Here is a 13,692-nt window from a genome sequence, read left to right on the forward strand (position 1 = left end):
TGATTTCTGAACAAGTTAGCATTCATGAACAACTCATGATAACGAGAAAGAACCCGGTTGTCGCCAATCACCGGGTTCATGGACAAGACTTATTACCGGGTCTGGCTTACATTGACCTCATCTATCAGGTGTTTTGCGAACATGGTTTTGCTTATCAGGAGCTGGAGCTCAAGAACGTATCCATCTATCATCCGCTGATCGTGGGTCAAGACGATGAGATCCAGCTCGACATCCAGTGCACACAAACCCAAGTGGGCCATTGGCGTATCCGCATCGAAGGCCAGACCAAGACCAACGGCCAACTGACGGAGGGCCCAAAACAATACGCCACCGCCGAAATGGTCAAAGGCCAAGCCACCCGTTTCCAAGAAGCTCTGGACTCCCAAGCTTGGAAACAATCTGCACAAAGCACCATGAAGCTTGACGACATCTATGCACAAGGCCGCGCGAAGGAGCTGGTTCATACCGGCTTCATGAAGGCAGAAGGACAGATGTATCAGAAGGAAGAGGGCATGCTGATCGAGATTTCTCTCGGTCAGGAGGCCCTGCCTCATGCACAGGCTTTTCTGTTCCATCCGACCCTCATTGATGGCAGTGGAGTAGGCTCAGCCGGGATGCTGTCTTCTCTATTAGAAGGGGAGCAACGACTCTATCTTCCGCTTTTCTATGAATCATTCCGTGCATCTGAACCCCTGCAAAAACAATGCATGACCCGGATTCAGACCTCATCGGTGCGTCAGGAGAAAGAGCTGATCTACCTCACCTTCGAATTTTTCAATCAATCTGGACAAAAGGTGGCCGAACTGAAAAACTTCGCCAGCAAACTGGTCCGCGAAGCAGACCTGATCCATCCAGACAGAACAAGCACACCACAGCCAGCAGCGGAAGGGAAGAAGAAGGATCAGCCTTCTTCTTCTCGTCCCAACACCAATCTGCCGGGCACACCAAGCACCGGCTCGATCAACGATATTGAACTCTTTTTACAGCAGTTACTGGCACAACAGCTGAACGTACCGTACGACCAAGTCGATCCAAAAGCAGGCTTCTACGATATCGGCTTGGATTCTCCCGGTCTGCTCGGAATGGTAGATGCGATCGGAACCAAAATCGGTGCCAGTCTGACGCCGACCCTGCTGTTCGAATATACGACTATTGCCGAGTTGGCCGCCTATCTGGCGAATAAGTACGGCGCTTATTTTCAAGCATCCCCTACATCCGCACAGGAAAAAGAGGGGGCAGGTCACACAGCCGTCTCTTCGGCTACAGTAGCGACTGATGCGGGAAGCTCCCACACATCAACAGACAGATACGTATCGTCCGACCAGAATCAGAGCCAGAACGATGAGAAGCTTTCATCATCTCATACAGCCAGACCAACCGTTGAAGAAGACATCGCCATCATCGGGATGGCAGGCCGCTATCCTCAAGCCCGCAACATTCAAGAGTTCTGGCAAAACCTCATGGAAGGCAAAGATTGCATCAGCGAAGTCCCTGCCTCTCGCTGGGATTGGAAAGAGCTCGAAGACCTAACCTCACCATCAGGCAAAACGCTCTCCAAATGGGGCGGCTTCATCGACGATCAGGATTGCTTTGACCCGCAATTTTTCCGTATCTCTCCTAGAGAAGCAGAGATCATGGACCCGCAGGAGCGGCTTTTCCTCGAAACCTGCTGGGAAACCATCGAGGACGCGGGCTACACACCTAAGTCACTGGTCAAAGCGCAAGGCCAGAACAAACGACGTCCGGTAGGCGTCTTCGTCGGGGTCATGCACAAAGATTATTCCTTGGTCGGTACAGAAGCAGTATCCAAGGAGAATGTCTTCCCGCTCTCCCTCAACTACGCGCAGATCGCCAACCGTGTCTCCTACATCTGCAATTTCCACGGCCCTAGCATGGCAGTAGATACAGTCTGCTCTTCATCTCTGACTGCCCTGCATCTGGCATTGGAAAGCATCCGCCGTGGCGAATGTGAGGCAGCGCTCGCAGGGGGTGTCAATCTTTCGCTTCACCCGAATAAATACATAAGCTATAACACCGGGGACATGTTCGCAAGCGACGGTCGCTGCCACACCTTCGGAAAAGGCGGGGACGGCTATGTATCAGGCGAAGGCGTCGGGGCTGTCCTCTTGAAGCCACTGCACAAAGCCGTACAGGATGGCGACCATATCTATGCTGTGATCAAAGGAAGTGCGATCAACCACGTCGGTACCGTAAGCGGAATCACTGTCCCAAGCCCAGTAGCACAGGCAGATGTCATCGAGTCTTGTTTGGAAAAGGCAGGAGTAGACCCGCGCACGATCAGCTATATCGAGGCACATGGAACAGGCACATCGTTGGGCGACCCAATCGAGATTCAGGGTTTAACAAAAGCATTCGACCTCTACACAGCGGACAAGCAGTTCTGCTCAATCGGCTCCGTCAAATCCAACATCGGACACGCCGAATCAGCAGCGGGCATCAGCGGTCTGAGCAAGGTCGCGCTACAGCTCTACCATAAGACACTCGTACCGTCCCTGCACTCTGAGGAGCTTAATCCTTACTTGGATTTACCGTCCACTCCATTCTATGTCCAGCAAGAGACCCAAGAGTGGAAGCAGCCCGTGATGATCGACAACGGTCAGGAAATCAAGCTTCCACGCCGCGCCGGGATCAGTTCATTCGGCGCATCTGGCTCCAATGCCCACATTATTTTAGAAGAATACATCCCACAACCAAAGCGGGGCGACAACACGGTGCCGCTTATTTCCCATGCGAAGCCGACGCTCCTTCCGCTGTCAGCGAAGACCAAAGACCGTCTGCAAGCCTATGCCGAGAAACTATTGGCTTTCCTCCATGACGGAATCAATCTCGCTGACCTTGCCTACACCTTGCAGGTTGGCCGCGAACCGCTGGAAGAGCGTGTAGTCTTCCTCGCTGGCGACATCCAAGAGCTGAAGGCCAAATTAAAAGCCTTTACAGAAGGTCAGACCGCGATCTCCGACTGCTGGATTGGACTGGTCAAGAATGGCAAAGAGTTGACCGTGCCGTCAGGGGAACATCAACATACCCATGAACTCGTCCGTACGTGGATGGATAACGGCAACCTCCAGCAAATTGCCGAGTCATGGGTCAACGGCATGAGTATCGACTGGAATGCCATCTACGGAGAGCATCGTCCTGAGCGAATCAGCGCACCGACCTATCCTTTTGCCAAGGAACGCTATTGGGTACCAGAAGCTCCTGCCAAGTCAAACAGCAAAACCATCACTCAAGTCATCCATCCATTACTGCATCAGAACACCTCTGACTTCACAGAGCAACGGTTCAGCTCCACCTTTACCGGACAAGAATTCTTCTTGGCCGATCACGTCGTTCGGGGGCAAAAAATCCTGCCGGGCGTCGCCTATCTAGAGATGGCACGCACCGCTGTTGAAAAGGCAACAGGCGCAGCCGAAGAAGACCTGAGTGTCATCAGACTCAAGGATATCGTTTGGATTCGACCGATCATTCAGACCAATCAGCCGGTAGACGTACATATCGGGCTGTACGCGGAGGACAACGGGGAGATCTCGTATGAGGTCTACAGTGAGTCCGCCGATGCAGACAGCGGCCAAGTGGTACACAGCCAAGGAAGCGCCGTACTGGGTACAAGACCAGATGCACATCTGACGTTGGATATCAGAAGCCTGCAAGCCGAGTGCAACCAACTGACCGTGACGCAGGAGGACATCTACAAAGCGTTCCATAGCATGGAGCTGGGCTACGGTCCAGGCTTCCAAGGCATTGAGAAGCTCTACATCGGAGAGAAGCAGCTGCTCGCCCGCATTTCACTGCCTGTCTCTGTGAGAAATACGCAAGACCAATACCTCCTGCACCCAAGCTTGATGGACTCCGCTTTCCATACCTCAGTGGGATTTGTGTTAGGCGCGAAGGAGGGAGATGGAGCGGAGGCCAGACTCTCCCTTCCATTTGCCATGGAGCAATTGGAGATCTTCGGCCCATGCCCGGCTGAGATGTGGTCGTACGTCCGTTACAGCGAGGGCAGCGAAGCCGGAGACAAGGTCGTCAAGTATGACATCGACCTGTGCGATGAAGACGGAGTGATCTATGTACAGATGAAAGGTGCTTCCATCCGAGCTATGGAAGGCGGCGCACAAGCAGAACATACCGCATCTGAAACGAAAACAGTAAAAGTAGAAGTCATCGCAGCAGACACGACACAACCACCTGTCGGCAATATCATGCTGCTCCCGACATGGGAACCGATTTCAGTCGAACTGGCTCCGAACGCACCCGCTTCAACCGAACGGGTAGTCATCGTAGGAGGCACGGAAGAGAACCACAGCATCATCCAACAATACTTCCCGACAGCCGCCGCCTTACACCTGCACCCAACCGATGACATATCAGACATCGCCAAGAAACTGGCCTCCTATGGCGCAGTTGATCATATGTTCTGGATTGCCCCTCATCAGCCGCAGTCTCTCTCAGATGAGGAACTGCTAGACGAGCAGAATCGCGGTGTGATCCAGCTTTTCCGGACGGTCAAAGCGATGCTTCAACTAGGCTACAGCGACAAGCGCGTCAGCTGGAGCATCATCACGAGCCAAGCCCAGCATGTCCACAAGCAAGACGACGTTAATCCGTCCCATGCCAGCCTGCACGGACTTGCTGGCACGATGGCGAAGGAATATCCGAACTGGGCCATCAGGCTGATCGATCTGGAAGCGGGTCGTCCTTGGCCGGGCCACCATATCTTTACCTTGCCTGCCAATCGTCTGGGACATGCCTGGGCTTACCGCAGAGGAGAATGGTATCAGCAGCAGTTGGTTCCATTCCAGCACACGCCATCTGCCAGCCAGTCGTTATACCGGACGAACGGGGTCTATGTCGTCATCGGCGGGGCCGGTTACATCGGGGAAGCATGGAGCGAATACATGATTCGCCACCATCAAGCCCAGATCATCTGGATCGGCCGCAGTGCGATCCATGCGGGCATCCAAGCCAAGATCGACAGACTCGCTGCTCTAGGTCCGGCTCCCGAGTATATCGCAGCGGACGCATCTGATCTTGCGTCCATGCAGCAAGCGTATGCCAAGATCAAAGAGCGCCACAACGAGATTCACGGAATCATCCAATCTGCGATGGTCCTGAACGAACAGAGCCTGGAGAACATGAAGGTGGAAGAATTCCAAGCCGGACTTGCTCCTAAGATTGCGGTGAGCGTCCGTATGGCTCAAGTCTTTGGGCAGGAGCCGCTTGATTTTGTCCTGTTCTTCTCATCTCTCGTCGCCTATATCAAAAATGTCAAGCAAAGCCACTACGCCACAGGCTGTGCTTTTGAAGACGCTTTTGCCCACCAGCTCTCCAAGCGTTGGAAGTGCCCAGTCAAGGTGATGAACTGGGGCTATTGGGGCGATGGCTCGGTAGCCGAGGACAAAGAATTCGCCCAGCTACTCGGTCAGATCGGCTTAGCCCTGATCGAACCACAGGCAGGCATGAAGGCACTCGATGTCCTGCTGTCCGGCCCAATCGATCAGATGGCCCTCATCCATACGAGCAAGCCAGTTACCGTCGAAGGCATGAATCCACAGGAAGAGATCACCGCCTATGAAGCTGTCTCTTCATTAGATATCTACAAACTGGAGCACCAGATTCCGAAGAAGAGTGTCACCGCCGAACAGATCAAGTACGCCCACAATCAAGAGATGGACGCGCTTCTCGCCAAAATGCTGTTTGCCCAATTGCAAACCATCGGCATGTTTACCGAGCCAAAAGTAGCGAAAGCAGACCTCGCCTCCACCTACAAGCTGCACGCCCTGTACGACAAGTGGTTGGATGAGAGCATCGCCGTTCTGCTGCGCTACAACTACCTCAAAGAAGAAGGAGACACCTATCACGTAGTCAACCCAACCCTGATGGATATGGATACCCTGTGGAAGGAATGGGAGGCGCAAAAGGCAGCATGGCAGGAAGACAGCAGCACCAAAGCTTCGTCCATCCTCGTCGATGCCACGCTCAAATCCTTGCCACAGATTCTGACAGGCAAGGTTCCTGCCACCGATATCATGTTCCCGGACTCTTCGATGAGACTGGTAGAGGGCATCTACAAGCACAATCCAGTCGCCGACCACTTCAATGATGTGCTTTCTAGCACCGTAGTCGCGTACCTGCAGGAGCGCCTTGCGCAAGACCCTGCCGCGAAAATCCGCATTTTCGAGATCGGGGCAGGTACCGGGGGAACAAGTGCCGGGGTATTCCAGAAGCTCAAGCCATACCAGCAGTATGTTCAGGAATACTGCTACACCGACCTCTCCCGTGCGTTCCTCATGCACGCCGAAAAAGAGTACGGTCCTGAGAATCCATTCCTGACCTATCAGATCTTCAACGTAGAAGCACCGCTTGCCGGGCAAGACATCGATGCGGGCGGATATGATCTCGTGATCGCAGCCAACGTCCTGCACGCAACCAAGAACATCCGTCAAACCCTGCGCAACGCCAAAGCCGTCCTCAAAAAAGGCGGGCTGATCCTGCTCAATGAGATGGCAGGAAACGGTCTGTTTACCCACCTTACTTTTGGTCTCTTAGAGGGCTGGTGGCTGTATGAGGACCCTGAAATCCGCATCGCAGGCTGCCCTGGTCTGTACCCAGAATCCTGGCAGCAGGTGCTTGTGGGGGAAGGCTACGACACCGTTATTTTCCCAGCCAAAGAAGCACACACCCTGCACCACCAGATCGTCGTCGCCCAAAGCGACGGGGTGATCCGCCAAAAGAAAGTGGTTCACCAGCAGCCGATTTCAGCAGCCCGCGCGAAGGATACGCAGGCAAAAGCGACAACAGCATCTTCCGCACAGAGCACTGCCAAGCCAACCAGTCAGGCAGACATTCTGCTCCGGGATAAGGTGACGACCTACATCGTCAAGCTGGTCGGGGAAACACTCAAAATCCCGGCCAACCGGATCGACCCTTCTGATCCGCTCGAAAAATACGGCATCGACTCGATCGTCGTTGTCCAACTCACCAATACCCTGCGCAAGGTACTGGAGAATGTAAGCAGCACCTTGTTCTTTGAGCACCAGTCGATTGATGCGCTGGTCGAGCATTTTATCAAGACGCAAAAAGACGCATTGATCAAGCTCGTCGGTCTCGATCAGCACGAGATGAATCAAGCGGGCAGCCAGAGCGTGGAGACAGCAGCCGTAGAGACAACCGACCAGTCGTCCAGTCTGCCAAGCCAGTCCCGCCACAAATCCAGACGCTTCATGAAGCAGACAGCAGATGCTCCGGTCACCGGGACAGCATCCACAGCACCTGCTTCCACCGTCCGTGATATTGCCATCATCGGTATGTCCGGCCGTTATGCCCAAGCCAAAACGGTACACGAATTCTGGGACAATCTCAGACAAGGCAAGAACTGCATCACCGAGATTCCAAAAGACCGTTTTGACTACAACGACTACTACGATCCGCAAAAAGGCAAGCGCGGCACGATCTATACCAAGTGGGGCGGATTCATCGAGGACTACGACAAGTTCGATCCTGCCTTCTTCCAGATCTCTCCGGTAGAAGCAGAGCGGATGGACCCGCAGGAGCGAGTCTTCCTCGAAGCCGCCTATGCCAGTATCGAAGACGCAGGCTACACTCCTGCCAATCTGAGTGCCAGCCGAAAAGTAGGCGTCTTCACCGGCGTCATGAACAAGAACTATCCGACCGGGTATGGCTACTGGTCATTTGCCAACCGAATCTCTTATCTGCTCAACTTCCAGGGCCCAAGCTTGGCGGTGGATACCGCATGCTCAGCTTCTTTGACAGCGATTCACCTCGCACTGGAGAGCTTATACAGCGGGACGAGCGAAGTCGCCATCGCAGGCGGCGTCAATCTGGTGGTAGATCCGATCCACTATCTCAATCTATCAGCCATGCAGATGCTCTCAGCAGGTGATAAGTGCAAGTCATTCGGAGATCACGCAGACGGATTCGTCGATGGGGAAGGCGTAGGAGCCATCCTGTTAAAGCCTCTGGACAAAGCAATCGCAGACGGCGACCAGATCTATGGTGTCATCAAAGGCAGTATGATCAACGCCGGGGGCAAAACCAACGGCTACACCGTACCGAATCCAAACGCCCAGTACGAGCTGATCACCGAAGCCTTGCAGAGAGCAGGGGTTCCGGCGAGAACGATCAGCTATATTGAAGCACACGGAACAGGTACAGCGCTTGGAGATCCGATTGAGATTTCCGGTCTGACCCGTGCTTTTGAGAGAGATACCCAAGACCGTCAGTTCTGCGCGATTGGTTCCGCGAAATCGAATATCGGTCACTGTGAGAGTGCGGCAGGTGTCGCCGCTGTGACCAAAGTGCTGCTTCAGCTCAAACACCGCCAGATCGCGCCTTCTCTGCATTCCGAGGTGCCGAATCCAAATATCCATTTCAGCAACACGCCATTTGTCGTCCAGCACGAGCTTGGCGAATGGAAGCGCCCGGTCATCGACGGACAAGAAGTACCAAGACGGGCTGGTATCAGCAGCTTCGGCGCGGGTGGGGCCAATGCCCATCTCATCATCGAGGAGTACATTCCACAGGCGTCAGCTACAGCGAACCAAAACAACCCGAACCAACCGGCACTCATCGTCCTCTCCGCGAAAAATGCAGAGCGTCTGCAAGAACAGGTCGAGCGCCTGCTGACCGCGATCCAAGAACAGCAATGGACCGACGCTGATCTCCCACGCATCGCCTACACTCTCCAAGTCGGGCGTGAAGCGATGGAAGAGCGCCTCGGCGTACTGGCTGGCTCGATCCAAGAGCTTATCGGCAAGCTGAAGCAATTCTTGGACGGCAGTGACTATGTAGACGACCTCTACCGCGATCATATCAAGCACAACAAGAACTCTTTGGCTGTGTTTGCGGCGGACGAAGATACCGAGAAGATCATCGAAGCATGGATCAGCAAAGGCAAATACGCCAAGCTTCTGGAGCTGTGGGTCAAGGGGCTTACCTTCGACTGGAACAAGCTGTACGGCAGCAATAAGCCGCTCCGTACCAGTCTTCCTACTTACCCGTTTGCCCGCGAGCGATACTGGCTTCCAGAGTCCGACGCTAAAGGAAAAGGAACCCGCTCACGCAAAGCACCCAACCAGCTAAAAGGGAAGCTGCGCGCCAAACTCAAAGGATACGCAACGGAAGCTGGCAACCATACCGTTGGCTACAGCCGCGATATCCAACTCCCGGAAGCCTATGAACTGATGACCTTCGCTGAGAACTGGACAGAGCAGAGCCTCACGGAGACGACTGCTACCAAGATCAACACTCTGCTATGCTTCCTCACCGATCCAGAGAATCAAAAAACGGTGGAAGAAGCAGTCCACACCTTTGATTCCCAGACCAAGGTGATTTTTATTGCCCAAGGCCAGGTCTATCAAAAAGAATCTGACCGCGTATACAGCATCTCCCGCAACGGGCTGAACAGCTACGCGGAAGCCTTCGCAAGCATTCAGGCAGACCACGGCGAGCCAGACGCGATCCTGTATCTCTGGACGCTGGAGGATGCGGGCTGCATCCAAGACTACTCTTGCATCGCCCATATCCTCAAATCAATCGGCCACGCCAATTGGAAGCCAAAGCGCCTATTACTCGCAGGCGCATATGAGAATGGACTCGACCGCTGCTACGCGGAGTCATGGATCGGCTTCGAACGCTCTCTCGGACTAGCTCTGCCGAATACCAAGGTGTCAGCAGTCTATCAAGTTGCGGGCCACGTGAATCCAGCCGACACGGTGAGAGATTGGGCGCACATCCTCTGGGCAGAACTTCAAGCTCCCAAAGCGGAGAGTGTCTTATATGAGGGTGGCAAGCGCTATGTATCTACCATCGAGCCGACCATCGTCGAGCAAGGCGAAAACCTCCTGCGACCAGAAGCCACCTACCTGATTACAGGCGGCTGTGGCGGTCTCGGCTATCTTTTCGCCAAGCATCTGGCGGCCAACTACTCTGCCAACCTGATCCTCACAGGCCGCTCCCCGATGGATGCGGACAAGCAGGCTCAGGTGAAAGCGCTGGAAGAGCTGGGCGGTCAGGTCATGTATGTACAGGCAGATGTCTGCGATTCTGCCTGCATGGAAGAAGGTCTGAACGAAGCGAAAAAACGCTTCGGTGCCATCCACGGCGTCATTCATGCTGCAGGTGTCGTGAGCAGCCAGAATCTTTTTGAGAAAGATATGCAAGGCTTCCAAGAGATCATCGATCCAAAAGTCAACGGAACGATGCTGCTAGACGAATTGCTCCAAGCTGAGACGCTTGATTTTGTCTGCTACTTCTCTTCATCAGCAGCGATCTTAGGCGACTTCGGTTCCTGCGATTACGCCATCGGCAACCGGTTCCAGATGGCATATGCCCGCTATCGTAATGAACAGCAGGGTCAAGGGAAGACCTTTGTCATCAACTGGCCGGTGTGGAAAGACGGCGGCATGGGCATCGGGGACGAGAAGACGACCGAGATGTATCTGAAGTCCAGCGGTCAGCGCTTCCTGGAGACGGAGGAAGGCATTGCTGTGTTTGAACGGATTCTGTCTCAAGATCAGGCACAACACCTGATCATCGTCGGACAGCGCAGCCGGGCCAACCGTTTCTTAGGGCTGGCAGAGCAATCCAGTGCACATGAGATGGTTCGTGAGACTGAACATGAACATGTCGAGACCACCACAGTTCCGGTCGTAACAACCCCTGCCGGAGCAGGCAGACGGGCAGAGATGCAGGGCTTGAGCATAGAGCAATGCATCGAGTGGGATCTGCAGGAGCACATCTACCAACTGCTCAAAATTCCGAAGCACAAGCTGGAGCCGGATATGAACTGGTCCGACTTCGGGTTCGATTCGATTAATCTTGCTGAGTTCGCAAGCATCCTGAGCAAGCACTATGGCATCGAAGTGACACCTGCTGTGTTCTTCGGATATTCCACGATAGAAAAACTGATCCGTTACTATATGGCTGACCACAGGGTAGCGATGGAAGAGTTCTACCGGGTAGGGGTTACGGAGCAAGTCGAGCAGGTTGTGGTGAAAAAGGCGACTGCACCAGCCCCAGCGGCACAGCAAGTGTCTGGCAAGGCAGTCAATTCCGATGCGGTTGGCAAAGCCAAATCTGTACCAGCTGTATCGTCAGCTAACATGGGTACATCTGGACAACCAACAGCATCTGCTGTACAAGCGACGCCTTTGGCACCAGCAACATCCGGTTCACCAGCACCAACCCACCAACCCGCTTATCCCGCTGTCACCGAACCGATCGCCATCATCGGTATGAGCGGCCGCTTCCCGCAGGCAGACAACATCACAGAACTCTGGAACAACCTGAAAAACGGGAAAAGCTGCATCACAGAAGTTCCGGCAGAGCGCTGGGACTGGCGTGAATACTTCGGTGACCCGCTCCAGGAAGCAGGCAAAACCAACTCCAGATGGGGCGCATTCCTCAAGGACGTAGACCGTTTTGACCCGCTGTTCTTCCAGATCTCGCCGAAAGAAGCGGAGAATATGGACCCGCGCCACCGTATCTTTTTACAGGAAGCATGGCGCACCTTCGAAGACGCTGGATACATGGGAGAGCGCATCAAAGGGATGTCCTGCGGGGTATACGTCGGGGTGGAAGAGGGCGAGTACGCATTCATGGCGGGAGACGACATGAAGATCAACGGCAGCCAGAATGCCACCCTATCCGCCCGCATCGCCTATGCACTCGATCTGAAAGGCCCGAACCTTGCCCTGACCGCAGCATGCTCCTCTGGCCTCGTCGCCATCCATCAGGCATGCCTGGCCCTTCGTCAAGGCGATTGCGAGATGGCACTGGTCGGTGGTGTCAGCCTGAATATTTCCCATATGTCATTCGCCGCGCTGAGCAAAGCGGAGATGCTTTCCCCAGACGGACAATGCCGGGTATTCGATACGCGTGCCAATGGATTGGTGCCGGGCGAAGCCGTAGCAGCCGTGCTGTTAAAACCATTGTCCAAGGCGATTGCCGATAACGACCACATCTACGGCTGCATCAAAGCAAGCGGGGTCAACTACGACGGCAGAACCAACGGGATCACCTCGCCGAATCCGTTCAGCCAGCAGGAACTGATCGAAGGGATTTACGATAAGTATCAGATCAATCCACTCGACATCCAGTACGTCATGGCACACAGCACGGGTTCCAAGTTGGGCGATCCGCTGGAGGTACAGGCTCTCACCAGTGCTTTCCGCAAATATACCGACCAGAAACAATTCTGCACATTAGGCTCGATTAAACCATTGATCGGGCATACCTTTGCCGCTTCCGGTGTCGTGGGTGTCATCAGTATGCTGATGGCGATGCGAGATCAGCTGATCCCAGCCACCTACAACTCCGAAGTGAACAATGAATATATCAATTTCAAAGATAGCCCATTCACCTTGATCAAAGAAAATCAGACATGGGTGAACAAAAACAACCAGCCACGCCTAGGTACAGTCAGCTCCACTGGCATCAGCGGAACCAATGCACATGTCGTCGTCGAGGAATATGTCCCGATTACGACCGATACGAATCGTGCTCCTGCTGATCCAACGCCGCAAATCGTTGTCCTTTCCGCAAAAGACCAAGACAGCCTGCAAGCGGTTGTAGGGCAAATGCTCGACTTTGCTGAACACCAAACCGAGCTCTCCATCCCGAACCTCGCCTACACGCTTCAAGTGGGACGCGAAGCGATGGAATCCCGCCTGGCGATGGTCGCGAGCAGCAAGCAAGAGCTGATTAGTGGGCTTAGGGAATACCTCCGAGCGGTAAAAGAAGGACGACTGCAAGCAGGGCAAGCCCTCCAAGCAGGTGTGCCAATCTTCACCGGAGATCAGGACGAAGACGACTCCCACTCCGGCAGCCTGCTTTCCCGAACCGCTGGAGAATCACTCCTACAGGTCCTGATCCAAGAAAAGAAATGGGACGCCATCGCGCAAGTCTGGGCGGAAGGCGGAAAAGTTGCCTGGGAAGCACTCCATGAAGGCTCATCCGTCCGCCGAATCCCTCTGCCGACCTACCCATTCAAACGAGAGCGCTACTGGCTCACGGTAAACAAGCAGAAGCAACAGGCTACGGAGGCAGTGCAGCCAAGTGCAGCAGCGGCACAGGAACCGCAAGTGCCGGGAACTGCACAAGCAACCCAAGTACAGGCAGTGCCACCCACATCGCACATGACAGAAGTGTCGCAAAAGCAACAGGCCGCAACCAGCGATCAAGCTGCAACTCCTGACCGTACTGCCGCTGCCCAGCATATCATCCAACAGTACATCATCCCATTCCTATCCGAAGAGCTGAGTCTCGCACCTTCCCAGATCAACGTGAAGAAGAAGCTCCAAGACTACGGAATGGACTCGATCTTAGGACGCAAGCTGGTACGCCATCTGGAGGAATGCCTGCATACCAAGATCACAGGCCGCGAAATGCTGGAGTACCGTACCGTCCACGCCTTAGCGACCCACTTGGCAGAAAAAGTGGATGCGGCAATCATCGCGACCGCACCTCCACAACAACCGGTGAATCCAGCCAACCCAGCTGCAGCTGTCCAGCACCAACCGTCCGCTTCATCAGTCGCAACACTGGAGAAGCCCGCCTACAGCGACATGGAAATCATCGAGTTGATGGAAAAATATACACGAGGAGAATTGAGCTTTGAGAACGTACAAAAAATGATAGAAGGGATCAAATAGG

General features: G+C 54.2%; 1 protein-coding gene. It reads left to right on the top strand.

Translation table 11 applies throughout. The annotated features are described in order from the left end of the window. Positions 1-35 precede the first annotated feature (35 nt). Positions 36-13,691, top strand: a complete 13,656-nt coding sequence (locus tag FGI41_RS19875; protein ID WP_255298559.1) for an SDR family NAD(P)-dependent oxidoreductase — start codon at positions 36-38, stop codon at positions 13,689-13,691. The last annotated feature ends 1 nt before the right edge of the window (position 13,692 follow it).

The sequence above is a fragment of the Brevibacillus dissolubilis genome (genome assembly GCF_006170445.1).
Lineage (GTDB): Bacteria > Bacillota > Bacilli > Brevibacillales > Brevibacillaceae > Brevibacillus_B > Brevibacillus_B dissolubilis.